Annotated in this window: 23 protein-coding genes; 6 read left to right on the forward strand and 17 right to left on the reverse strand. The window is 67.9% G+C overall.

The window, feature by feature from the left end:
• From B2J89_RS15440 to B2J89_RS15465, 6 genes are all read right to left on the reverse strand, one after another.
• The coding region (locus tag B2J89_RS15440; protein WP_169169932.1) for a benzoate/H(+) symporter BenE family transporter at positions 1–1,162 on the reverse strand (1,162 nt) is incomplete at its 3' end.
• Between the two features lie 134 nt (positions 1,163–1,296).
• A complete protein-coding gene (locus tag B2J89_RS15445; protein WP_169169933.1) occupies positions 1,297–3,171 on the reverse strand; it encodes a potassium transporter Kup in 1,875 nt (624 codons plus the stop codon).
• A gap of 151 nt (positions 3,172–3,322) precedes the next feature.
• Positions 3,323–4,618 carry a glutamate--cysteine ligase gene (gene gshA / locus B2J89_RS15450; protein ID WP_169169934.1) on the reverse strand — a complete coding sequence of 432 codons (1,296 nt, stop codon included), beginning with the start codon at positions 4,616–4,618 and terminating at the stop codon, positions 3,323–3,325.
• Between the two features lie 93 nt (positions 4,619–4,711).
• Positions 4,712–6,178 carry a TrkH family potassium uptake protein gene (locus tag B2J89_RS15455; RefSeq protein ID WP_169169935.1) on the reverse strand — a complete coding sequence of 489 codons (1,467 nt, stop codon included), beginning with the start codon at positions 6,176–6,178 and terminating at the stop codon, positions 4,712–4,714.
• 24 nt (positions 6,179–6,202) lie between these two features.
• On the reverse strand, positions 6,203–7,660 hold the full coding sequence (gene trkA, locus B2J89_RS15460) for a Trk system potassium transporter TrkA (RefSeq protein WP_169169936.1): 1,458 nt from the start codon (positions 7,658–7,660) through the stop codon (positions 6,203–6,205).
• Positions 7,661–7,705: 45 nt separating this feature from the next.
• Positions 7,706–8,986 (reverse strand): glutamate-5-semialdehyde dehydrogenase, encoded by a 1,281-nt coding sequence (locus B2J89_RS15465; RefSeq protein WP_169169937.1) that lies wholly within the window; start codon positions 8,984–8,986, stop codon positions 7,706–7,708.
• A gap of 181 nt (positions 8,987–9,167) precedes the next feature.
• Between B2J89_RS15465 and B2J89_RS15470 the strand changes: the two genes are divergently transcribed.
• A complete protein-coding gene (locus B2J89_RS15470; protein ID WP_169169938.1) occupies positions 9,168–9,377 on the forward strand; it encodes a dodecin family protein in 210 nt (69 codons plus the stop codon).
• Between the two features lie 35 nt (positions 9,378–9,412).
• On the opposite strand, the gene holA is transcribed toward B2J89_RS15470, so the two are convergent.
• From holA to B2J89_RS15505, 7 genes are all read right to left on the reverse strand, one after another.
• Positions 9,413–10,477 carry a DNA polymerase III subunit delta gene (holA, locus tag B2J89_RS15475; RefSeq protein ID WP_169169939.1) on the reverse strand — a complete coding sequence of 355 codons (1,065 nt, stop codon included), beginning with the start codon at positions 10,475–10,477 and terminating at the stop codon, positions 9,413–9,415.
• A 92-nt stretch (positions 10,478–10,569) separates the two neighbouring features.
• Entirely contained in the window at positions 10,570–11,070 is a 501-nt protein-coding gene (lptE, locus tag B2J89_RS15480) for an LPS assembly lipoprotein LptE (RefSeq protein ID WP_169169960.1), read from the reverse strand.
• Positions 11,071–11,123: 53 nt separating this feature from the next.
• A complete protein-coding gene (gene leuS / locus B2J89_RS15485; RefSeq protein WP_169169940.1) occupies positions 11,124–13,805 on the reverse strand; it encodes a leucine--tRNA ligase in 2,682 nt (893 codons plus the stop codon).
• 91 nt (positions 13,806–13,896) lie between these two features.
• The gene (locus B2J89_RS15490) at positions 13,897–14,334 is read right to left on the reverse strand and encodes a biopolymer transporter ExbD (RefSeq protein ID WP_169169941.1); all 438 of its coding nucleotides are present in this window, start codon (positions 14,332–14,334) and stop codon (positions 13,897–13,899) included.
• 5 nt (positions 14,335–14,339) lie between these two features.
• Positions 14,340–15,029: a MotA/TolQ/ExbB proton channel family protein gene (locus B2J89_RS15495; RefSeq protein WP_169169942.1), complete on the reverse strand. Its 690-nt coding sequence runs from the start codon at positions 15,027–15,029 to the stop codon at positions 14,340–14,342.
• Positions 15,030–15,042: 13 nt separating this feature from the next.
• Positions 15,043–15,879, reverse strand: coding sequence for a 4-hydroxy-tetrahydrodipicolinate reductase (gene dapB, locus B2J89_RS15500; RefSeq protein ID WP_169169943.1), 837 nt, complete (start codon positions 15,877–15,879; stop codon positions 15,043–15,045).
• A 46-nt stretch (positions 15,880–15,925) separates the two neighbouring features.
• Complete coding sequence (locus tag B2J89_RS15505; RefSeq protein ID WP_169169944.1) at positions 15,926–16,468, reverse strand: outer membrane protein assembly factor BamE; 543 nt, start codon at positions 16,466–16,468, stop codon at positions 15,926–15,928.
• A gap of 87 nt (positions 16,469–16,555) precedes the next feature.
• Here B2J89_RS15505 and fur point away from each other — a divergent pair, with 87 nt between their 5' ends.
• Complete coding sequence (fur, locus tag B2J89_RS15510) at positions 16,556–16,978, forward strand: ferric iron uptake transcriptional regulator (RefSeq protein ID WP_169169945.1); 423 nt, start codon at positions 16,556–16,558, stop codon at positions 16,976–16,978.
• Positions 16,979–17,018: 40 nt separating this feature from the next.
• Here the strand turns inward: fur and hprK are convergent, their stop codons facing one another.
• From hprK to hpf, 3 genes are all read right to left on the reverse strand, one after another.
• Positions 17,019–17,969: an HPr(Ser) kinase/phosphatase gene (hprK, locus tag B2J89_RS15515; RefSeq protein ID WP_169169946.1), complete on the reverse strand. Its 951-nt coding sequence runs from the start codon at positions 17,967–17,969 to the stop codon at positions 17,019–17,021.
• A 25-nt stretch (positions 17,970–17,994) separates the two neighbouring features.
• A complete protein-coding gene (locus B2J89_RS15520) occupies positions 17,995–18,462 on the reverse strand; it encodes a PTS sugar transporter subunit IIA (protein ID WP_169169947.1) in 468 nt (155 codons plus the stop codon).
• 104 nt (positions 18,463–18,566) lie between these two features.
• Positions 18,567–18,911: a ribosome hibernation-promoting factor, HPF/YfiA family gene (gene hpf, locus B2J89_RS15525; protein WP_169169948.1), complete on the reverse strand. Its 345-nt coding sequence runs from the start codon at positions 18,909–18,911 to the stop codon at positions 18,567–18,569.
• Between the two features lie 354 nt (positions 18,912–19,265).
• On the opposite strand from hpf, the gene B2J89_RS15530 reads away from it, so the two are divergent.
• Both B2J89_RS15530 and B2J89_RS15535 read left to right on the forward strand, forming a co-directional pair.
• A complete protein-coding gene (locus B2J89_RS15530; RefSeq protein WP_169169949.1) occupies positions 19,266–20,267 on the forward strand; it encodes a tripartite tricarboxylate transporter substrate binding protein in 1,002 nt (333 codons plus the stop codon).
• A 281-nt stretch (positions 20,268–20,548) separates the two neighbouring features.
• Positions 20,549–21,469, forward strand: coding sequence for a phosphoribosylaminoimidazolesuccinocarboxamide synthase (locus B2J89_RS15535; RefSeq protein ID WP_169169950.1), 921 nt, complete (start codon positions 20,549–20,551; stop codon positions 21,467–21,469).
• Positions 21,470–21,579: 110 nt separating this feature from the next.
• Here B2J89_RS15535 and trxA read toward each other — a convergent pair whose 3' ends face one another.
• Positions 21,580–22,488 (reverse strand): thioredoxin, encoded by a 909-nt coding sequence (gene trxA / locus B2J89_RS15540; RefSeq protein ID WP_169169951.1) that lies wholly within the window; start codon positions 22,486–22,488, stop codon positions 21,580–21,582.
• 104 nt (positions 22,489–22,592) lie between these two features.
• Between trxA and purE the strand changes: the two genes are divergently transcribed.
• Positions 22,593–23,090 (forward strand): 5-(carboxyamino)imidazole ribonucleotide mutase, encoded by a 498-nt coding sequence (gene purE, locus B2J89_RS15545; protein ID WP_169169952.1) that lies wholly within the window; start codon positions 22,593–22,595, stop codon positions 23,088–23,090.
• Positions 23,087–24,256: a 5-(carboxyamino)imidazole ribonucleotide synthase gene (locus B2J89_RS15550; RefSeq protein ID WP_169169953.1), complete on the forward strand. Its 1,170-nt coding sequence runs from the start codon at positions 23,087–23,089 to the stop codon at positions 24,254–24,256. Before purE ends, B2J89_RS15550 begins: the two co-directional genes overlap by 4 nt.
• Positions 24,257–24,266: the final 10 nt, after the last annotated feature.

Below are 24,266 nucleotides of genomic sequence, written 5' to 3' on the forward strand. Positions count from 1 at the left end.
CGTACTGTTGCACAAACAGCGCAAGGCTGCCGGCCGCCACACCCCAGAAGGCCGAACCGACACCGGCGATGGCCACGCCGCTGAGCGTGACCAGGAACGTGATCAGCGCGGCCTCGCGGTGCGGCTCGTCGCGCAGGGCGACGGACAGGCCGTTGCCGATGGTGCCCAGCAGCGCCAGGCCCGCGATGGCCACGACCAGCTCGTTCGGGAAGGCGGTGAGCAGCCCCGTGATGACCGCGCCAAAGATGCCGACCACTATATAGAGAGCGCCGCAGGACGCGGCCGCCGTGTAGCGCTTGCTGCGGTCTTCGTGCGCCTCCGGGCCCATGCAGATGGCGGCGGTGATGGCGCTGAAGTTGAGCGCGAAGGCGCCGAACGGCGCCAGCACCAGCGTGGCCACGCCCGTGAGCGTGATGAGCCGGGAGATCGGCAGCGTGTAACCCGACGCCCGGATGACGGCGACACCGGGCAGGTTCTGCGAGGCCATGGTGACCACGAACAGCGGCAGCGCCAGGCTGACCAGGGCGCTCCAGCTGAATTCGGGGGCCGTGAACTGCGGCATGGCCAGCTCCAGCGACACGGCCGACCAAGCCATCTGCCCGCGCAAGGCGGCATAGGCGATGGCCACGGCCAGCGTGAGCACCACGGCGTAGCGCGGCCACAGGCGGCGCGCGACCAGGTAAGTGCCCAGCATCAGCAGCACCAGCGGCAGGGCCGTCTGGGCGGCCGCGAAGGCCTGCAGGCCAAAGCGCGCCAGCACGCCTGCCAGCAGAGCGGCAGCGATCTCCATGGGGATGCGGTTCATCACGCGCTCGAACCAGCCCGTGGCGCCGGCCGCGGTGATCAGGGCGGCGCACACCATGAAGGCACCGACGGCATCGGCCATGCTGAAGCCTCCGGCGAGTCCCGCCGTGGCCAGCACCGCGGCGCCGGGCGTGGACCAGGCCACCATGACCGGCTTGCGCAGCCACAGCGAGGGCACGAGCGAGCACAGGCCCATGCCCAGGCCCAGCGCCCACATCCACGAAGTGATTTGCGCCGGCGTGGCGTGGAACGCCTGCGCCGCCTGGAACACGATGGCCACCGAACTGGTGAAGCCCACCAGCACGGCCACAAAGCCGGCCGTGAAGGCCGAAAGGCTCAAGTCTTTGAAAAAATGCATGGTGGCCGATTCTGGCACCGCCCGGCACACCCCGACCGCCGCCGCTTTTTCACTATGCAATCCATAGCTGCAGGCGCTTTATCCATAAGGGCTGGCGGCGGAAAACACCCAAAATCTTCTGCGCTGTCCGGGCATCAGATCTCGATCTTGGAGCCCAGTTCCACCACGGCGTTGTTGGGCAGGTGCAGAAAGTCGGCCGCGCCGCTGGCGTTGTGGTGCATTTGGGCAAACAGCTTCTCGCGCCACGGCGCCATGCCCGTGCCCACGGTGGGAATGACCGTGTCGCGCGAGAGGAAGTAGCTGGTGCCCATGGGCTCGAGCTCACAGCCGCGCCCGCGCAACAGGGCCAGCGCGCGCGGCAGGTCGGGGTCGTCCATGAAGCCATAGTGGACGACCACCTGCCAGCAGTTGTGGCCCAGCGCCTGTAGCTGCACGCGCGCATCGCCCTCGACCCAGGGCACCTCGTGGTTGTGCACCGTGACGAACAGGTTTTGCGCATGCAGCACCTTGTTGTGCTTGAGGTTGTGCAGCAGCGCGTTGGGTACGGTGCCCCGCTCGGCGGTCAGGAACACGGCGGTGCCGTCCACGCGCACCGGCGGGCTGACGAACACCGACTCCAAAAACTCGGACAGGCCCAGGGCATCGCTGGCGAAGGCGGCGCGCATCAGGCGGCGCCCGTCCTCCCAGGTTTTCATCAGAATGAAGATGGCGCTGGCGATGACCAGCGGGAACCAGCCGCCCTCGAACAGCTTGAGCAGGTTCGAAGCCCAGAACGCGAAGTCCACGACAAAGAAGAAAGCCGTGGCACCCAGGCTCAACGCCAGGGGCAGGCGCCAGGCGTTGCGGATGACGAAGAAGGTGAGGATGGTGGTGATCAGCATGTCGGTCGTCACGGCGATGCCGTAGGCCGAGGCCAGCGCGCTCGACGACTTGAACATGACGACCGCCATCGCGATCATGGCGAACAGGGCCCAGTTGACGAAGGGCAGATAAATCTGGCCGGCCTCCTTGACGCTGGTGTGCAGCACGCGCAAGCGCGGCAGGTAGCCCAGCTGGATGACCTGCTTGGTCACGCTGAAAGCGCCCGAGATCAGCGCCTGCGAAGCGATCACGGCAGCCACGGTGGCCAGCAGCACCATGGGCACCAGGGCCCACTCGGGGGCCATCATGAAAAACGGGTTCTTGACGGCCTCGGGACGCTTGAGCAGCAGCGCACCCTGGCCGAAGTAATTCAGCGTGAGTGCCGGCATGACGACGGCAAACCAGGTCACACGGATCGGGCGCCGCCCGAAGTGGCCCATGTCGGCATACAGCGCCTCGGCGCCGGTCACGCACAGCACCACGGCGCCCAGAATGATGAAGGTGATGCCCGGGTGCTCGTAGATGAAGCGCAGCGCATAGTACGGGCTGATGGCCCACAGGATGCGCGGGTTGTCGGCAATGTTGTACAGGCCGAGCGCGGAGATGGCGACGAACCACAGCACCATCACCGGCCCGAAAAAGCGTCCGATGCTCGCGCTGCCGCGCTTTTGCACCATGAACAGCAACAGCAGAATGACCAGGGTGAGCGGGACCACGTATTGCTTGAACGTGGGCGAGATGACCTCCAGCCCCTCGACCGCCCCGAGCACCGTGATGGCCGGGGTGATGACACCATCGCCATAGAACAGGCAGGTGCCGAAGATGCCCACCAGCAGCAGCCATTTGCGCAGCCGCGGCTGGTGTTTGACGGTCTGCGATGCCAGCGCCAGCATCGCCACCAGGCCACCCTCGCCATGGTTGTCGGCGCGCAGCACCAGCACCACGTACTTGAGCGAGACGATGACGGTGAGCGTCCAGAAGAAGATGGACAGGATGCCGTGCACATTGTCGGACGTGAACGGCACATGGCCCGAGCCAAACACCTCCTTGACGGAGTACAGCACGCTGGTGCCGATGTCGCCATAGACGACACCGATGGCGCCCAGCATCAGCACACCCAGGGAGGATTTAGAGTTTTCCACTGCCATTTCCGCTGCGCACCGACCGGTATGGGCGCTGGCGGGGCTCTGTTATTGGGGGTTGCCATTGTGCCCGTTGGCCCGGACGCACGGGCGCGGGCCTTTTCACAATGTTGCAGCGCAACAACTGGCGGTGCGCCGGACGCCGGCGCCGCCCGCTTCAGTCGTAGACCTCGGCGTCGGGGTCGGTGGCTTCGAGCTCGTAGCTGGCGGCCAGCATGGCCAGGCGCGCGATCACGCCATACATGTAGAAGCGGTTGGGCGCGCTGGCGCCAGGGCGCGCGCCCAGCTGCGGCATGTGGGTGCTGTGGTCAAAGGCCAGCGGCACAAAGCTCGCGCCCGGTGCGTTGAGGTTTTCGTCCACGCCGCGGTCGGCATGCATGCGGTAGAAGCCGCCGACGACGTAGCGGTCCATCATGTAGACCACGGGCTCGGCCACGGCCTCGTGCACGCGCTCGCGTGTCAGCACACCCTCCTGGATGATGAGGTCGTGCACGGGCTGGCCGTCCTTGATGACGGCCATCTTGTTCTTCGACTTGCGGTTGAGCGTCTGCAGTTCCTTGGCGTCGTGCACCGTCATGATGCCCATGCCGTAGGTGCCGTTGTCGGCCTTGACGATGGCGAACGGCTTTTCGTTGATGCCGTATTCCTTGTACTTGCGCCGCACCTTGGACAGCAGCGCGTCGACCTGGGTCTGCAGGTTCTCCAGCCCCGTGTCCTCGGTGAAGTCGATCTCGCCGCACTTGCCAAACAGGGGGTTGATGAGCCAGGGGTCGATGCCCAGCAGCTTGCCAAAGCGCTTGGCCACCTCTTCGTAGCTGCGGAAATGGTTGCTCTTGCGGCGCACGCTCCAGCCCGCGTGCAGCGGCGGCAGCAGGTACTGTTCGTGCAGGTCTTCGAGGATGCCGGGCGGCCCGGCCGACAGGTCGTTGTTGAGCAAGATGGTGCAGGGGTCGAAGTTCTTCAGCCCCAGGCGGCCCCTATTGCGCTGCACCGGCTCGAGCGTCACGCTCTCGCCCGTGGGCAGCTCGATGACGGTGGTTTTCTTGACCTCGGGGCTGATCGAGCCCACGCGCACATTGAGCCCAGCCATGTTGAAGATGCGCTGCAGCTGCACCACGTTGCTCAGGTAGAAGCTGTTGCGCGTGTGGTTTTCGGGAATGATCAGCAGGTTGCGCGCCTCGGGGCAGATCTTCTCGATGGCCGCCATCGCGGCCTGCACGGCCAGCGGCAGCATCTCCTGGGTGAGGTTGTTCCAGCCGCCCGGAAACAGGTTAGTGTCCACAGGCGCGAGCTTGAAGCCGGCGTTGCGGATGTCCACCGAGGTATAGAACGGCGGCGTGTGCTCCATCCACTCGAGCCGGAACCAGCGCTCGGTGGCCGGCATGGAGTCGATGATGCGCTGCTCTAGCTCGTTGATGGGCCCGGTGAGGGCCGTGATGAGGTGCGGAACCATGGGAAGGCCTTCTAAGACGTTAGCAGCGATTGTAGGGAGTCGCCCTGCCCGCTGGCGTTCCCGGCAGGGCCGCCAGCGGGCGGCGCGCGCCGCTCAGCGGCGCCAGAATGCGGGCGTCAGCAAGGCCATGAAGCTCAGGATTTCCAGGCGTCCGAGCAGCATGCCCAGCGTGCACACCCAGGTCTGGAAGTCGGTGAGCAGCGCGTAGTTCGACGCGGGGCCGATGCTTCCCAGGCCTGGCCCGGTGCAGTTGACGCTGGCCAGCACCGCACTGAAGGCGGTCAGTGGGTCGAGGTCGGTCAGCATCAGCGCCATGCTGAGCACGACGACCGTGCCGCCATAGACCAGCATGAAGGCCATGACCGAGAAGATCATGCGCGACTCGACCACCGCGCCGCCCAGGCGCACTGGCTGCACGGCGTTCGGGTGGACCAGGCGCGTGAGCTCGCGCCGCGCCTGCTTGAGCAAGATCAGCATGCGCACCATCTTGATGCCGCCGCCCGTGGAGCCCGCGCTGGTTGCCACGCCCGAGAGCATCAGCATGAAGACCGGCGCAAACACCGGCCAGGCCAGGTAGTCCACCGTGGCAAAACCCGTGGTCGTAGCCACCGAGACCACATGGAACACGCCGTAGCGCAGCGCGTCGAGCGGGCCATACACGCCCTTGGCCCAGAGCAGCACGGCCACCAGCAGCCCGCCGCCGAGCAGCGCCACACAGGTAGCGCGCATTTCCGGGTCGCGCCAGAAGCCGCGCCAGTGGCCCTTGCGCAGCGCGACAAAGTAGAGCGCGAAGTTGCAGCTGGCCAGCAGCATGAACACCAGTGCAATGCCTTCGAGCAGCGGCGACTGGAAGAAGGCAAAGCTCGCGTCGTGCGACGACAACCCGCCCAGGCTCACCGTGGAAAACATGTGCATCAGTGCATCCAGCGGCGCCATGCCACCGGCCCAGTAGGCCAGCGCGCAGAGCACGGAAAACAGCGCGTACACGCCCCACAGGCCCTTGGCCGTCTCGGTCATGCGCGGCGTCAGCTTGGTGTCCTTGACCGGGCCCGCGGCCTCGGCCTTGAACAGCTGCGCGCCGCCCACGCCCAGCAGCGGCAGCACCGCCACGGCCAAAATCAGGATGCCCATGCCGCCGATCCACTGCATGAAGGTGCGCCACACGTTCACCGAGACCGGCAGCGTGTCGAGCTGCGAGAGCACGGTCGCGCCCGTGGTGGTCAGGCCCGACACCGCCTCGAAGTAGGCGTGCGTGAACGACAGCGGCCGCCCCACCTGGTGGCAGGCCAGCATCAGCGGCAGCATGGCAAACAGCGGCAGCAGCGCCCACACCAGCGACACCAGCATGACCCCGTGGCGCGGCTGCAGCTCGCGCTTGTAGCGGCGCAGCCCCACCACCAGGCTGGCGCCCACCAGCAGCGTGACCCCCATGGCCACGGGGTACACCTGCCAGACGCCGTCCTGCGCAAACCAGGACACCGCCAGCGGCACGCCCATGGAGAGCGCAAACAGCATGGTGAGCATGCCCAGCACGCGCAGGACGGGAAGAAGGTCGATCATGGCCGGGCGCCGTCGGCGAGCGTGTCAGAAGAACGTGGCGCTCACGCGGAACAGCTGCTCGACATCGCGCACCAGGCGTTTGTGCGGCAGGAAGAACACCACATGGTCGTTGCTCTCGATCTGGGTATGGCTGCGCGGAATGATGACCTGGGGCGGCGCCGCCGGCGCTCCCGGCAGCGGCGCGGCGCCCGGCTCGGGCAGGCCGCGCACGATCAGGCCCATGTGCACGTCACCGGGCAGGCGCAGTTCGCTCACCTTGCGCCCGACCACGCGCGAGCTCTTGCGGTCGCCGCGCGCCACGATCTCCAGCGCCTCGGCCACGCCGCGGCGCAGGCTGTGCACGGCCTGCACGTCGCCGCGGCGCACGTGGGCCAGCAGCTCACCCAGCATGGCCTGCGCGGGCGAGAGGGCGATGTCGATCTGCGTGCCATGCATCAGGTCGGCATAACTGCGCCGGTGGATCAGCGCGAGCACGCGCCGCGCGCCCATGCGCTTGGCCAGCAGACTCGACATGATGTTGTTCTCGTCGTCGTCGGTGAGCGCCAGGAACAGGTCCACCTCCTCGATGTTCTCGCTTTCGAGCAGCTTTTCGTCGGTGGCGTCGCCCTGCAGCACCAGCACCTGCGAGGGCAGCGCCGAGGCCAGCGCGATGCAGCGCGGCGGGTCGGATTCGATCAGCTTGACGTGAAAGCGCCCCGGCTCGGCGCCCAGCTGCAGCGCCAGGCGCAGGCCGACGTCACCGCCGCCGGCGACCATGATGCGGCGCACGGCGCGCGCCGGCTGGCCTTCGCGCCGGTGCAGCGAAGCGAGCACGAACGGCAGGTGCTCGCGCGCCGCCAGCACGAAGACCTCATCGCCGGGCTCGATGCGCGTGGCGCCGCTGCAGGCGACGAAGCGGTCGGGCTCTTCGGGAAAGCGCCGGTAGATGGCCACCACGCGCATGGCCACGTGGGGCGTGGCCGCGCGCACCTGGGCGATGGTGAGGCCGACCATCGGCGCGCCGGCACGTGCGCGCGTGGCCACCAAGCAGGCACGCCCACCGGCAAATTCGCGCACCTGCATGGCCTCGGGGTACTCGATGAGCTTGGCGATATAGCGCGTGAGCGACGCCTCGGGGCAGATCACGCTGACGGCAAAGCCGTCCGGCCCGGCCAGCGGCCCGCCGGGGTCGAACCCCGAGGAGCGCACGCGCGCAATGCGCGCCGGAACGTTGAACAGCAGCTGCGCGACCTTGCAGCACACCAGGTTGGTCTCGTCCTGCGCGGCGCAGGCGATGAGCAGGTCGGTGTCGTTGGCCCCGGCCTCGGCCAGCACCGCCGGGTCGATGCCGTTGCCGACCACGGCGCGCAAGTCCAGGTGCGCTTCGAGTTCGCGCACGCGCGCGGCGTCGGTGTCGATGACGGTGATGTCGTTGCGCTCGGAGACCAGGCTCTCGGCGACGCTCTGGCCCACGCGGCCGGCCCCCAGGATGATGATTTTCACGGCTTGGTGTCGGAAGCTGGGGCGGTGCGCGGGTGCGTCGGCCCCTCAGGCCCGCACTTCGCCCTCGCCCAGCACCACCCACTTGAGCGAGGTCAGTCCTTCGATGCCGACCGGGCCGCGTGCATGGAACTTGTCGGTGCTGATGCCGATCTCGGCGCCCAGGCCGTATTCAAAGCCGTCGGCAAAGCGCGTGCTGGCGTTGACCATGACGCTGGCCGAGTCGACCTCGCGCAGGAAGCGCTGGGCGTGCATGTGGTCGCGCGTGAGGATGGCGTCGGTGTGGTGGCTCGAATAGCGGTTGATGTGCGCGATGGCCTCGTCCAGCCCCGCCACCACGCGGATCGAGATGATGGGCGCGAGGTACTCCTCGGACCAGTCCTGCTCGGTGGCGTCGACCAGCTTCGCTCCTGAAACCGCCGCCAACAGCGCCCGGCTGGCGGGGCACACGCGCATTTCAACGCCTTTTTCAGCGTAGACCGCACCGATGCGCGGCAAAAACTCGGCCGCCACGCCCGCGGCCACGAGCAGGCCCTCGCTGGCATTGCAGGGGCTGTATTTGCTGGTCTTGGCATTGTCAGCCACGGCCACGGCCATGGCGAGATCGCAGGGGTCGTCGACGTAGGTGTGGCAGTTGCCGTCCAGGTGCTTGATCACGGGCACCTTGGCCTCGCGGCTGATGCGCTCGATCAGGCCCTTGCCGCCGCGCGGGATGATCACGTCGACGTACTGCGGCATGGCGATGAGCTGGCCGACGGCCTCGCGGTCGGTGGTCTGCACCAGCTGCACCGCGTCCTGCGGCAGGCCGGCCTCGGCCAGCGCCTGCTGCACCAGCTGGGCGAGCGCCTTGTTCGAATCGATCGCCTCGGAGCCACCGCGCAGGATGCAGGCGTTGCCGCTCTTGATCGAGAGCGAAGCCGCCTCGATGGTCACGTTGGGCCGGCTCTCGTAGATCATGCCGAAGACGCCGATCGGCACGCGCATCTGGCCCACGCGGATGCCGCTGGGCTGCTGCTTCATGCCCAGCACCTCGCCAATGATGTCGGGCATGGCGGCCAGTTGCTCGCAGCCCTGGGCGCAGGTCTCCAGCACCTGCGGCGTGAGCTTGAGCCGGTCCACCAGGGGCTCGGCCAGGCCGGCGGCGCGGGCGCGCTCGAGGTCGCGCGCATTGTCGGCCTGAAGCGCCCCGGTCTGTGCGCGCAGCAGCCGGGCCAACGCCTTCAATGCTTTGTTTTTGATAGCTGCAGGCGCTTTGGCCATCAGGGCTGAAGCCGCTTTTGCCTGTAAACCAAGGGTCTGGGTGTATTCGCTGACGTGGAGGGCGTTCATGGCGTGATTTTGCCGCAGATACCCCGTGGCTGCCGCGCCGTGCCCTGCCCCTCGCCAAAGCGCCCCGGCGATGGCGGGCGAAAGGCGGCCCCGCCGGCTACGGCACAAGGCGCGCTTGTCCGACAGGGACGCGGCCGCACCGCTCCTAGCATGAGGGCTCCCCCACTTTCCGGAGCCCGCCATGAGTGTCGCCAAAGTCATTGAGGTCAGTGCCACCAGCACCACCAGTTTCGAGGATGCCATCAACCAGGGCATCTCCCGGGCCTGCGACACCATCTCCAATGTGCGCGGGGCGTGGATCAAGGAACAGAAGGTGTCGATCGAAGGCGGCCGCATCACCAAGTACCGGGTGAACATGCAGGTCACCTTTGTGCTCGACGACGGCAAATAGCCGCCGCGCCCCGCGCCCCCACCGGCGCGTGTGCCTTACCCGCGCCGGGCCGCCCCGGCGCTGGCGCGGCCCAGCTGCAGCGCCAGCCGCTGCAGGGCCTGCCAGGGGTCCTGCGGCCAGTCGGGCACCTTGAGCCCCTTGACGATGCCATCGACCAGGTGCGCGGACTGCAGCAGGCGCGCCGCGCTGGCGTCCGTCAGGTGCGCGAGCACCCGCTCGTACAGGCGCTCCTTCGCGCCCCAGACGCGGTTTTCGCGCAGCGCCATCGGCAACGGGCGGCCGGCGTTCATTGCGTCCTTCACGCGCTTGAGGCCCCGGATGTCTTCGGCCAGCGCCCAGTGCACGAGCACTGCGGCCTCGCCCTCGGCCTGCAGGCCGTCGAGCATGCGCTGCACGCGCAGCAGCTGGCCGGCGAGCACGGCCTCGGACAGCTTGAACACGTCGTAGCGCGCCACGTTGAGCACGGCCGCTTCGACCTGCGCCCAGCCGAGTTCGCCCGGCGGGTGCAGCAGCGCGAGCTTCTGGATCTCCTGGTGCGCGGCCAGCAGGTTGCCTTCGACGCGGTCGGCAAAGAACGTGAGCGTGCGCTGGCCCTCCTCGCCCGCCGCCACGCGCTGGCCCTGCGCGGCCAGGCGCTGGGCGATCCACTGCGGCAGCGCGGCGCGATCGATCGGGTCGATCTGCACGGTCGCGCCGTTGTTCTCGAGCGCCGAGAACCAGGCACCCGTCTTGGTCGCCTTGTCCAGGCGCGGCAGCAGCACCAGCGTGAGCGTGCTGTCGTTGCCGGCCGCGGCCTGCGCGATCTGCTGCAGCGCGGCGCTGCCGTCCTTGCCCGGTTTGCCCGAGGGGATGCGGATCTCGATGATCTGCTTGTCGGCGAACAGGCTGAGTGACCCGCCCGCCGCCAGCACCGCACTCCAGTCGAAATGCGCGCCGGCCACGGCAAAGCTGCTGCGCTCGGTGTAGCCCTGGGCGCGCGCCTGCGCGCGGATGGCGTCGGCCGCCTCCTGCTGCAGCAGCGGCTCGTCGCCGTGCAGGGTGTAGAGCGGGCGCAGGCCTTTGTGCAAGTGCGCGGCGAGCTGGTTCAGGGCGATGTGCATGGCGCTACCGATAGGGATCAAATCAGGCTTAGACGCTTTACCAGCAAGCGTTGAAAGCTCTTTTTTCAATAGCATGCAGCAGCCAATACCGCTCACTGCGCTCGCACGGCCGCGAGCCGGCGCAGCAGCTGCTGCACCAGGTCGGTCTGCATGTTGCGGTAGAGCAGCGCCTCTTCGGCCTCCTTGGCCAGCGCGATGGTTTCGTTGTAGCTCACGTCGCGCTGCTGCAGCAGCTCGGTGTCGGGGATCAGCTCGGCGCCGGCCGGTGTGCGCAGCTTGAAGCGGATGCGCAGGCGCAGCTGCAGTTCGCGCACCTGGCCCGACGCATTCAGGCCCACGACCGAGCGCTCTTGCTGCTCGGAGAGCAGGTCCATGATGGCCTCGGCCTCCGGCATTCTGGCCGGTTCGGTGATGACCTTGAGCGCGCCCCCCGCGCCTGCGAGCGTGCGCCTCAGCTCGCGCGCCAGCGGCGAGCCCGGAGGGGCGGCGATGTAGAGCGAGCGGAACGCGAACTCGGGCACGCCGCGCAGCCGAAAGCCACAGGCGGCCAACAGCGGCACCGGCCACAGCGCCAGCAGCGTGCGCCGGGGCAGCGCACCGCCGGTGCGGGCCGCAGAAGCCAGGGCGGTGGGACGGGCGGCCATGTTCAGACCACCACGTTGACGAGGCGGCCGGGCACGATCACGACCTTTTTCGGGGTCGCGCCGCCCGCCTGCTTGGCAAACGCCTCGCTGGCCAGGGCCACGCGCTCGATCTCGGCGCGGTCGGCCTGGGCGCCGACGTGGATGGAGCCGCGCAGCTTGCCGTTGACCTGCAGCATGAGCTCGATCTCGTCCTGCACCAGCGCCGCGGGGTCGACCTGCGGCCAGGGTGCGTCGAGCAGCTCGCCGAGCGCCCGGTCGTAGCCCAGGGCGCTCCACAGGCTGTGCGTCAGGTGCGGCGTGGCCGGGTAGAGGCAGCGCAGCAGGATGCCGAAGCCCTCGATCAGCGCCACCTGCGCGCCGGCCGAGTCCATGGCCTTGAAGTCTTCGAGCGCGTTGATCATCTTCATCGTGCCCGAGACCACGGTGTTGTACTGCATGCGCTGGTAGTCGTAGTCCACCTGCTTGAGCACGGTGTGGATCTCCAGGCGCAGGGCTTTCGCCTCCTTGCCAAACTCCACGTCTTTCAGGCTGCTGGCGCCCGCCACGCTTGCGCTTGCAGCTCCTTGATCGATAGCAGAGAGCTTGGTGCCGAAGTTCCATACGCGGCGCAGGAAGCGGTAGCTGCCTTCGACGGCAGAGTCGTTCCATTCGAGCGTGGCCTCGGGCGGCGAAGCGAACATGGTGTAGAGGCGCGCGGTGTCGGCGCCGTACTTCTCGATCAGGTCCTGCGGGTCGACGCCGTTGTTCTTGGACTTGGACATGGTGCCCACGCCCTCGTAGTCGATGGCCGTGCCCACGGGCAGGTCGCCCACGGCGTGGATGAGCCGGGCGCCGACGACCTTGCCGTCATCGCCCAACACGTGCTCGACATCGTGCGGCCAGAAATACTCCTTGCCGCCCTTGTCGGTGCGGCGCGAGTAGATGTGGTTGAGCACCATGCCCTGCGTGAGCAGCTTGGTGAAGGGCTCGTCGACCTTGACCAGGCCCAGGTCGCGCATGACCTTGGTCCAGAAGCGCGCGTACAGCAGGTGCAGGATGGCGTGTTCGATGCCGCCGATGTACTGGTCCATCGGCATCCAGTAGTCGGCGCCTTCGGCCACCATGGCCTCGGTGTTCTTCGGGTCGCAGTAGCGCATGAAGTACCACGAGCTGTCGACGAAGGTGTCCATGGTGTCGGTCTCGCGCCGCGCGGCCTTGCCGCAGACCGGGCAGACCACGCCGGCGTGGAAGCCTGCGTGATGGTGCAGCGGGTTGCCCGAGCCGTCGGGCACGCAATCGGTGGGCAGCACCACCGGCAGATCCTTTTCGGGCACGGGCAGGGCGCCGTGTTCGTCGCAGTGGATGATCGGGATCGGCGTGCCCCAGTAGCGCTGGCGGCTCACGCCCCAGTCGCGCAGGCGCCAGGTGGTCTTTTTCTCGCCCAGGCCCTTTTGCGCGAGCGCGTGGGCCACGGCGTTGACGGCCTCCTGGTAGGGCAGGCCGCTGAAGCTGTCGGAGTTGATGGTGACGCCGGCACCCTTGTCGCCATACCAGTCGTTCCACTGCTGGTAATCGAAATGCTCGCCGTCGACCAGCACCACCTGCTTGATCTCGATGCCGTATTTGAGTGCAAAGGCAAAGTCGCGCTCGTCGTGCGCGGGCACGCCCATCACGGCGCCGTCGCCATAGCCGATGAGCACGTAGTTGCCCACCCACAGGTCGACCGGCTCGCCGGTCAGCGGGTGCGTGACCGTCAGGCCCGTGGCCATGCCTCTCTTTTCCTGCGTGGCCAGTTCGGCCTCGGTCGTGCCGCCGCTCTTGCATTCCTCAATGAAGGCGGCCAGCTGCGCGTTGCTGCGCGCGGCGTGCTGGGCCAGCGGGTGCTCGGGCGCCACCGCGCAGAAGGTCACGCCCATGATGGTGTCGGCGCGCGTGGTGAACACGTACATCCTGCCGCCGCCGATCAGCGCGCCATCGTCGCCGCGGATGTCGTGCGGGAACGCAAAGCGCACGCCCTCGCTCTTGCCGATCCAGTTCTCCTGCATGAGCTTGACGCGCTCGGGCCAGCCCGGCAGCTGGCCGTCCGTGACCGAGTCGAGCAGCTCCTGCGCGTAATCGGTGATCTTGAGGTAGTAGCCGGGGATCTCGCGCTTTTCCACGGTGGCGCCGGTGCGCCAGCCCTTGCCGTCGATGACCTGCTCGTTGGCCAGCACGGTCTGGTCCACCGGGTCCCAATTGACGACCTGGGTCTTGCGGTAGGCGATGCCCTTTTCGAGCATCTTCAGGAACAGCCACTGGTTCCAGTGGTAGTAGTCGGGGTCGCAGGTGGCGACCTCGCGGCTCCAGTCGATGGCCAGCCCCATCGCCTGCATCTGCTTCTTCATGTAGGCGATGTTGTCGTAGGTCCACTGCGCAGGCGGCACGCCGTTCTTCATGGCGGCGTTCTCGGCGGGCAGGCCGAAGGCGTCCCAGCCCATGGGCATGAGCACGTTGTAGCCGTTCATGCGCAGGTGGCGCGTGAGCATGTCGTTGATGGTGTAGTTGCGCACATGGCCCATGTGCAGCTTGCCGCTGGGGTAGGGCAGCATCGAGCAGGCATAGAACTTCTTCTTGCCGGCGTCTTCGGTCACGCGGTAGGCGTCGTGCGCCGTCCAGTGGGCCTGCGCGGCGCGCTCGACCTCGGTGTGTTGGTATTTGTCTTGCATGGGAGCCCGGAAAAGGTGAGATGCAGCCGCAAACCGCTGCGCTGCGGGGATTTTAGGCGCTGGCACCGGCAGGCCGGGCCGGAGCGCGCGCTCAGGGCGAAAGCGCTGCTGCGGCGGCGGCAGGCTCGGCGACGAAACCGATGCGCGTGAGCCCGGCCTGGTGCGCCGCGCCCATGACGTCGACCACGCGGCCGTAGGGCACGGCGGCATCGGCGCGCAGCTGCACTTCGGTGTCCGGGTGCTCGGCCGCGATCGCCGCGAGGCGCTGCGCCAGGGCGGCCAGGGCCAGCGGCTGGTCGTTCACGAAGGCCTGGCCGGCCTGGTCGAGCACCACGGTGACGGACTGCGGCGCCGCGCCCGGGACGGCACCCGCGCTGCGCGGCAGGTCGAGCCGGATGGCGCTGGCCAGCAGCGGCGCCGTGAGGATGAAGATGACGACGAGCACCAGCATCACATCGACCAGCGGCGTCATGTTGATGTCGCTCATGGGCTGCGGCGCCGCGGTGCGCTCCAGACGACCGAAGGCCATGGGCGTCAGTCGCTGCGCGCGGGTGGGGCGGGGGCCGCGTCGAGCACCAGCTCGCGCAGGTCGCGGGCGAAGCCTTCGAGATCGGCCTCGATGCGCCCGAGCAGGCGGCCGAACACGTTGTAGGCCAGCACGGCGGGAATGGCCACAGCCAGGCCGGCGGCGGTCATGACGAGGGCCTCGCCCACCGGGCCGGCCACCTGGTCGATGCTGATCTGGCCCGCGCGGGCCATGGCCGCGAGCGCATGGTAGATGCCCCACACGGTGCCCAGTAGCCCCACGAACGGCGCCGTGGAGCCCACGGTGGCCAACAGCACCTGGCCCCACTGCAGCTTGCCCAGCACCGCGTGCAGCGCGTCGCGCAGCACGCGCGTGAGCTGCTGCGCGGCGCTGCCCGCCCGGGCCAGAGTCCCGGAAGGGGCGCTGTGCCCCGGTGGATTCGCTATGGATTTTGCAGCATCCACCAAAGGCAGGACCAGCGTTTCACGGTCAAAAGACGCGATGTGCTGGTGGGCGGCGTCCAAGTTCGGCGCCTGCCAGAAGGCCGCCGTGCAGCGCGCCACGTCGTGGCGGGCCCGGCGCAGCAGCAGCGCCTTCCAGGCGATGACCACCCAGCTGGCCACCGACATGGCGAGCAGCAGCAGCGCCGTGGCCTGCGTCACCGCATCGCCTTGCTCCCACCAGTGCAGCGCAGCCATGGCGCGCGCGCCGTCAGTTCAGGCCGAGCACGTCGAACATGTCGAACATGCCGGTCTTTTGTGCACGCAGAAAGCGCACGGCGCGCAGGCTGCCCTGGGCATAGGTGGCGCGGCTGGACGATTTGTGCGTGACCTCGATGCGCTCGCCCGTGCCGGCGAAGAGCACGGTGTGGTCGCCCACGATGTCGCCGCCGCGGATGGTGGCAAAGCCGATCGACGACGGCTCGCGCTCGCCGGTGACGCCTTCGCGCGCGTAGACCGCGCAGTCTTTGAGGTCGCGCCCGAGCGCGTCGGCGATGACCTCGCCCATCTTCAGCGCGGTGCCCGACGGCGCATCGACCTTGTGGCGGTGGTGCGCTTCGATGATCTCGATGTCGTAGCCCGTGGCCAGCGCCTTGGCCGCCATCTGCAGCAGCTTGAGCGTGACGTTGACGCCCACGCTCATGTTGGGCGCCATGACGATGGCCGTGCGCTGCGCGAAGGCGGCGATCTCCGCCTTTTGCGCGTCGCTGAACCCTGTGGTGCCGACCACCGCCTTCACGCCCAGTTCGCTGCACACCCGCAAATGCGCCAGCGTGCCCTCGGGGCGGGTGAAGTCGATCAGCACGTCGGCGTTTTTCAGCCCGGCATGCAGGTCCGCCGTGATGGGCACGCCGCTGGCGTGTCCCAGGAAGGCCGTGGCATCGGAGCCGATGCCGGGGCTCGCCGCCACGTCGAGCGCGCCGGCGAGCACGCAGTCGTCGCTGGCGCGGAGGGCCTCGATCAGCATGCGGCCCATGCGGCCGGAAGCGCCCGCCACGGCCACGCGGCAGGGCGCGGTGCGGGCAGCGGGCAAAGAAGTGCCTGTCATATCTTTCCTTGGTTGCGGGTGTGCGCCAGCGGGTGGCGCGCAGCGGTCAGCGGGCCGGAGATTCCAGCGGCGGGTAGCTGCGCGGCGCGGGCGCCGCAGCGGCTGGCGGCGGCTCCGGGGGGCGCGCGGGGAAGCGCGCCAGCTGCGCCTCGGTGGCTTCGAGCACGGGCACGGCGCGCTTGGATTTGCGCGTGTCCAGCGTGGCGACAAATTCGCTCTCGGACGGCATCTCGTCGCCTTCGGCGCGCTCGAACGTATCGCCCTGGAAGTACACGGTGAGCTTGCGCGTCTGGACCTCGACGCCCGGGCGCTTGAGCGTGAACACGTACTCCCAGCGGTCGGCATGGAATACGCTCGTGACCAGTGGCGTGCCCAGGATGTCGCGCACCTGCTGGCGCCCCATGCCAGGCTGCAGGGCCTGCACCTGCTCGCGCGAGACAAAGTTGCCCTGTACCACGGCGATCTTGTAGGGAGTGACCGCACCGACCAGGCGGTTCGTGGCACTGTCAAAACTGCTGCAGGCGGCCACAGTGGCGCCAATCAACAGGGTCAGCCCCAGACGGGCGCTGCGATAGGCTTTGGCAGACATGGAAAATGGGCAGAGGGCTATGATCGAACCATTGTAGCGGTTGGCCCACAGGCCTTAGCGCGCCAGCGGCGCACGGAAGACCTTGTCATGAAAAACATCGACGAACTCAAAAGCACGGGGCTCAAGGCCACGTTGCCACGCCTGAAGATTCTGGAGATTTTCCAGACCGGGGCACAACGCCACATGACGGCCGAAGACGTGTTCCGCGTGCTGCTCGAAGAGCGCTCCGACATCGGCCTGGCCACGGTGTACCGGGTGCTCACGCAGTTCGAGCAGGCCGGCATCCTGATCCGCAGCAATTTCGAGGGCGGCAAGTCCATCTACGAACTCGACGAAGGCCAGCACCATGACCATTTTGTCTGCACCACCTGCGGCAAGGTCGAGGAGTTCTTCGACCCAGAGATCGAAAAACGCCAGCTGATCGTCGCCAAGGCCAAGGGCTGGCACGTGCACGACCACTCGATGGCGCTGTACGGCATGTGCGCCGACTGCGCGCGCAATCCGAAGTAAGCATGCGCAGGCCGGGCGCCCGGCACGGCCGCTGCAGCCGCTAGGAGCCCTGCTCCATGGCGCGCCGGTGGCGCTCGACAAACTCCTGGTAGGTATCGATGCCGCGCAGCTGCAAGATGGTGTTGCGCACCGCCGCCTCGACCAGCACGGCGATGTTGCGCCCGGCCACCACCTGGATGACCACCTTGAGCACGGGCACGCCCAGCACGTCCTGGGTCAGCGGCTCGTAGGGCAGACGCTCGTAGTCGCGCTCCAGCGTCTCCTTGCGCACCAGGTGCACGATGAGCTTGAGGCGCATCTTGCGGCGCACCGCTGTCTCGCCAAAAATGGCGCGGATGTCGAGCAGGCCGATGCCGCGCACTTCGAGCAGGTTTTGCAGCAGGTCGGGGCATTTGCCCTCGATGGTGGCCTGGTTGATGCGGTACAGGTCGACCGCGTCGTCGGCCACCAGCCCCTGGCCGCGCGAGATCAGCTCCAGCCCCAGCTCGCTCTTGCCCAGGCCCGATTCGCCGGTGATCAACACCCCCAGACCCAGGATGTCCATGAACACGCCGTGCATGGTGGTGCGGTCGGCGAAATGCTTGGACAGGTAGGCGCGCAGCACGTCGATCACGAAGGCCGACGATTCGTGCGTGGCGAACATGGGAATCTGCGCGCGCTCGCACATCTGCAGCAGCGCCTCGGGCGCCGCCTGGCTGTCGGCGAGGATCAACACCGGCGGCTCGAGCGTGACGATGCGGGCGATGCGGCGCTGGCAGTCTTCTGCCGTGGCGTTGGTGAGGTAAGCGATTTCGCGCTCACCCAGAATCTGCACGCGGTACGGATGGATGTAGTTGAGGTAGCCGACGAGGTCGGCGCCGGAGCGCGCCGCGCGCACGACCACCTCGTCAAAGCGGCGCTCGGAAGCGCCCAGGCCGGCCAGCCACTCCCATTTCAGGTGCGTGCGGAATTCCTCGAACAGGACATCGGCGCTGACGACATTGGGTTTCACGGCGCGAGGGCGGCAGCGGGGGCGCTCAGACCGCCTGCGTGGACTGCCAGTTGGCAATCATGCCGTGCAGTTCGGTCGCGTCGGTGCTGGCCTTGATTTTTTCGCGCAGCATGGTGTCGCTGAGCAGCTCGGCGATCTCGGAAAGGATCTCCAGGTGCTTTTGCGTGGCCGCCTCGGGCACCAGCAAAAAGATCAGCAGGCCCACTGGCTGCTCGTCGGGGGCATCGAAACCGATCGGGCGCTCGAGCTGGAACACGGCCGCCATGGGCGACTTGAGCCCCTTGATGCGCCCGTGCGGAATGGCCACGCCGTGGCCCAGGCCGGTCGAGCCCAGGCGCTCGCGCGCAAACAGGCTGTCGGTGATCAGCGCGCGGGACAGGCCGTGCAGGCTTTCAAACAGCAGCCCGGCTTCTTCGAAAGCGCGCTTCTTGCTGGTGGCGTCGACGCTCACGAGCACTTGGGCGGCGGGCAGGATGGAGGAGAGGCGGTTCATGGCAATAAGCGCGGATTATGCACCGCCTAGCGAAAACCCTGAGGGGGCGCCAGCCCATGAAAAAACCGCCCTGAGGGCGGCTGCGGGCGGTCTGGACAGAGGGATCAGACGGCGGGTTGGGGTTGCTCACGCCGCCGGGCCTCGAAGTGGTGGTCCTGCAGGCACTCCTTGTGCCGAACCACCTTGCGGTCGATCTTGTCGACCAGCTCATCGACGGCGGCGTAGAGGTCGGCATGGCAGCTCTGCGCAAACAGATCGCTGCCTTTGACGCGGACATTGCATTCAGCGCGCTGGCGCTTTTCCTTCTGCTTCTGCTTTTGGACCGTCAGCAGCACCTTGATGTCGACCAGCTGGTCAAAGTGCCGGGTGATGCGGTCGAGCTTGCTGATGACATAGGTGCGCAGGGCAGGGGTGACTTCGAGATGGTGTCCGCTGATCGTCAGATTCATAAGATAAATCTCCTTGGCTCACGGTGAGAGAGACGCCGCCTGGGCTTCCAAAAAGCGGCCTTGCGAGAACTGGGCTGCACCCGTTGTCGTGGATTCACTATGCCCCCGCCCCTGCCCGAAAGCAATGTCATACCGCTGTCACGCAGTAGGGTATGCCGCCGTCTCTTGAAAGGGGGCAAAATCAACCGGTTGCCCTCGGCGGCATCTCTGCCAGGCCCCAGGCCCCACCGGCCTTTGCGACCTGGGTTCGGTGCAAGCGGGGGCCCGCACGGCGCACGCCCACATGGAAACCCTCTGTGGCGGAAGCAGTCCACTGCTTTAGCATGCGCATCTTTGACTTTCCGGAGCTGCTCCATGACCTTCCCCCCGAACCGCCGCCGCGCCCTCCAAGCCGGTGGTGCGCTCGCCGCCGCATCGGCCTTTCCCAGCTTGCTGCTCGGCAACGCGCATGCGCAAAGCGCATGGCCCACCAAATCGGTGCGCCTGATCGTGCCGTTTGCACCGGGGGGCAGTTCGGAGATCGTGGCGCGCTCGGCAGCTTCCGAGCTGACCAAGACGCTGGGCCAGAGCGTGTTTGTCGACAACAAGCCTGGCGCGGGCGGCAACATCGCCATGCAGGAATGCGCCGCCAGCACCGACGGCCACACCCTCATCCTGGGCCACATCGGCACCATGGCGGTGAACCCGTTCATCTACGACAAGCTGCCGTTTGACACCAACCGCGACTTCCAGCCGATCTCGCTGCTGGCCAAGGTGCCCAGCCTGTATGTGGTGAACGCCAACGTGCCGGCCAAGAACCTCCAGGAGTTCATCGCGCTGGCGCGGGCCAAGCCGGGCCAGCTCAACTACGGCTCGGCCGGCAACGGCAGCGCCGGCCACCTGGCGTTCGAGTACCTGAAGATGGCGACCAACACCTTTGTGCTGCACGTGCCCTACCGCGGCACCGGCCCGCAGCTGACCGATCTGCTGGCCGGCCGCCTGGACGCCGCCGCCGTGGGCGCACCCGCGATCCTGGCGCACATCAAGTCGGGCAAGCTGCGCTGCATCGCCACCGGCACCAAGGAGCGCCTGCCGCAACTGCCCGACGTGCCCACGGTGGCCGAAAGCGGCTTCCCCGGCTTTGAAATGACGCAGTGGTACGGCCTGAACGCGCCCGCCAGCATGTCGCAAGCGGCCATCGACAAGATCGCCGAGGCCTGTGGCAAGGCTATGCGCAACCCGCTGGCCACCGAGCGCCTGCGCGGCGACACCGCCCAGCCCGTGGGCGACTCGCCCGCCCAGTACGGCGCCTTCATTGCCGCCGAGCAGGCGCGCTGGAAAAAGGTGATTGCCCGCGCGAAGATCCATCCCGATTGATCGCCCAGGCGCGGCGGCGCCGCACCCGGCGCCGCCGAACGCTCCTGAATCCATAGCTACAAGCGCTTACCCCATAAGCGCTGGAGCCCGATTTCGCGCATCAACTGGATCAAGCTCCCCTTTCTCGCCGCGCCACCCGCCCACGAGGAACACAGGGCATCTGGCCGGCAGGGCACGGCGCCCGGCGGCTTAAAATGGCCGATTGGCACGGGCCGCCGGATTCCGGCCCCCACCCGCCGCCCACAGCGCAGTGCGCCCCGATTGCAACGTTTCACCACACCATGACCCAGTCCAGCCCCCCTGCCCTGCACACCTCGACCCTGACTTCGCTGCCGCTGCTGGCACGCGGCAAGGTGCGCGACAACTACGCCGTGGGCAACGACCGCATCCTGATGGTGGCCAGCGACCGCCTCTCGGCGTTCGACGTGATCATGGGCGAGCCGATCCCCGGCAAGGGCGAGCTGCTCACGCAGATGGCGCTGTTCTGGTTCGACAAGCTCGGCCACCTCTGCCCGAACCACCTGACCGGCGACGCCCCCGAGAGCGTCGTGGGCCCCGAAGAGGTGGCGCAGGTGCGCGGCCGCTCGATGCTGGTGCAGCGCCTGCAGCCCATTCCGGTCGAGGCCGTGGTGCGCGGCTACCTGGCCGGCAGCGGCTGGCAGGAATACCAGGCATCGCAATCGGTCTGCGGCGTGCCGCTGCCCGCCGGCCTGAGCAATGCCGCCCAGCTGCCCCACCCCATCTACACGCCGGCCGCCAAGGCCGCGGCGGGCGAGCACGACGAGAACATCACCTTCGAGCGCACGGTGGAAATGATCGGGCTCCCACTCGCCACGCGCATCCGCGACCTGAGCATCGCCATCTACGAAGCGGCGGCCCAGATCGCCCTCACCAAGGGCATGATCATTGCCGACACCAAGTTCGAGTTCGGCCTCGCGCCCGACGGCACGCTGGTACTGATGGACGAGGTGCTCACGCCCGACAGCTCGCGCTACTGGCCCGTGGAAGGCTATGCCGAGGCACTGGCCAAGGGCGAGAACCCGCCCAGCTACGACAAGCAGTTCGTGCGCGACTGGCTCGAGCAGGCGCAGGTGGGCGGCAAGCCCTGGAACAAGACGGCGCCCGCGCCCCGCCTGCCCAGCGACGTGGTCGACAAGACCGCCGCCAAATACCGCGAAGCGCTGGAGCGCCTGACGGCCTGAGCCAAGCGCTGCGGTGGCCGGGCCGCTGCGGCCCTGGCCGGCGGCCCCCAAAAGAAAAGGCCCGCACGGGCCTTTTTCAATGGGGGACCAGTGGCCGGGCCGGCCGGTCTTCAGCTCAGCACGACGGAGCTGAGCCGGCGGCGGTAGCTGGCCACGACCGGGTCTTCGGGCGGAATCTGGCCGTCGGCCACCTTGACCTTGGGCGGCTCGATGATTTCGAGGATGGCCACGTAGGTCTTGCGCGCCAGCTCGTCGCTCCAGGCCTTGTCGCGCATCAGGATGTCGAGCAGCTCGTCCATCGCATCGGTCCAGCGCTGCTGGGCCATGAGCCAGCGGGCCCGGCCAAAGCGCGCGTCGAAATCGCGCTTGTTGGCGGCAATCTTTGCATCGAATTCGGCCTCTGCACCCGCCCCGCTTGCGCTGACAGCTACAAAATCAAGAGCATCCATCCAGGCCTTGAGCGCGCCCAGGCGGCGCGAGGCGGCGGCCTTGGCGATGACGGGGGCGAACGCCACCTTGGCGTCGTCCTCGCGGCCCAGCTGCAGCAGCAGCTTGACGTAGTCGAAGCGCGCATCGTCATTGGCCGGGTCGGTGGCGACGGCGTGCTGCAGTTTTTCGAGGGCGGTGTCGGTGTCGCCCTCGGCCAGCGCGTCCTGCGCCAGATCTTCCTCGACTTCGGCCAGGGCCTCCTCGGCGCTGGGCACATGCTTGTCGAGGAAGGCGCGCACCTGGCCCTCGGTTTGCGCGCCGGTGAAGCCGTCCACGGGCTGGCCGCCCATCAGCAGCACGCAGGTCGGGATGCTGCGAATGCCGAACATGCCGGCGAGTTGCTGCTCCTGGTCCGAATCGATCTTGGCGAGTTTGAAGCGGCCCGCGTATTCGGTTTCGAGCTTTTCGAGGACGGGACCGAGCGACTTGCACGGGCCGCACCAGGGCGCCCAGAAGTCCACCAACACGGGCACCTCCATGGAGGCGGCAATCACCTCGGCTTCAAAATTCTCTACGGTGACATCAATCATGGGGCTCAAATTTCCTGGCAGTGGAAGGGTGGATGGCTAAAAGTAAAATCGCGGGTTCACACTCTGCGGGAGCGGCCAGCACGGCGCACCGCACTCCACACACTATGACACCCATCCAGATCGGTGTGGTCATGGGTTCCAGCAGCGACTGGGACACCATGCAGCACGCAGTAGAGATTCTCCAGCACTTTGGCATTCCGCACGAGGCGCGGGTGGTTTCGGCGCACCGCATGCCCGACGACATGTTCGCCTACGCCGAAGGCGCGGCCGCGCGCGGCCTCAAGGCCATCATCGCCGGCGCGGGCGGCGCCGCCCACCTGCCGGGCATGATCGCCGCCAAGACCCCGGTCCCGGTGCTCGGCGTGCCGGTGGCCAGCCGCCACCTGCAGGGCCTGGACTCGCTCTACAGCATCGTGCAGATGCCCAAGGGCGTGCCGGTGGCCACGTTCGCCATCGGCAGCGCCGGCGCGGCCAACGCGGCGCTGTTCGCCGTGGCGCTGCTGGCCAATGAAGACCCCGAGCTGCGCCAGCGCCTGAACGCTTTCCGCGCTGCGCAGACCGAGATCGCACGCGGCATGGCCCTGCCGCCCGCCGCGCCATGACGCCGGCGCCACGTCCTCTTCTGCCCGGCGCCACGCTGGGCGTGCTCGGCGGCGGCCAGCTCGGGCGCATGTTCGTGCACGCGGCGCAGGCCATGGGCTATTTCACGGCCGTGCTCGACGCCGACCCCGCCAGCCCGGCCGGCCTGGTGAGCCACCACCACATCCAGGCCGGCTATGAAGATGCCGCCGGCCTGGCCGAGCTCGCGCGCCTGAGCGACGCCATCACCACCGAATTCGAGAACGTGCCGGCCGCCGCACTGGCCGCCCTGGCGGCGCAGCGCCCGGTGGCCCCGGCCGCCAGCGCCGTGGCCGTGGCGCAGGACCGCGCGCAGGAAAAGGCCCACTTCGTGCGCTGCGGCGTGCCGTGCGCGCCCTATGCCGTGATCGAAACCGCCGCGCAACTGGCGGCCGTGCCGGCCGATCTGCTGCCGGGCATTCTGAAAACTGCGCGCATGGGCTACGACGGCAAAGGCCAGGCGCGCGTGGCCACGGCCGCCGAGCTGGCCGCTGCCTGGGAGGCGGTCGACCGCGTGCCCTGCGTGCTCGAAAAAATGCTGCCGCTGGCGCTCGAATGCTCGGTGATCGTGGCGCGCGGTGCCGACGGCATGGTGGTGCACCTGCCGGTGCAGCGCAACCTGCACCGCGACGGCATCCTGGCCGTGACCGAAGTGTATGAGTCAAATCTGCCCCAAACGCTTGCGGCACAAGCGGTGGAAGCTGCAATATCGATAGCAAACGGCCTGCAGTACGTGGGCGTGCTGTGCGTGGAGTTCTTCGTGCTGGAGGACGGCCGCCTGGTGGTCAATGAGATCGCGCCGCGCCCGCACAACAGCGGCCACTACAGCCAGAACGCCTGCGATGTCTCGCAGTTCGAGCTGCAGGTGCGCACGCTGGCTGGCCTGCCGCTGACGCAGCCGCGCCAGCACAGCGCCGCCGTCATGCTGAACCTGCTCGGCGACCTGTGGTTTGCCCACGGCGCGGCGGCGCGCACGCCGCCGTGGGACCAGATCCTGGCGCTGCCCGGCACGCACCTGCACCTGTATGGCAAGCACGACGCCAAGCGCGGCCGCAAGATGGGCCACCTTAACATCACCGCACCGACGGCCGCCGCAGCACGCGCCACGGCGCTGCAGGCCGCAGAGCTGCTCGGCCTGCCGGCGTTCTGAAGGCCCCGCG

It is taken from the genome of Acidovorax sp. SRB_24 (assembly GCF_012931925.1).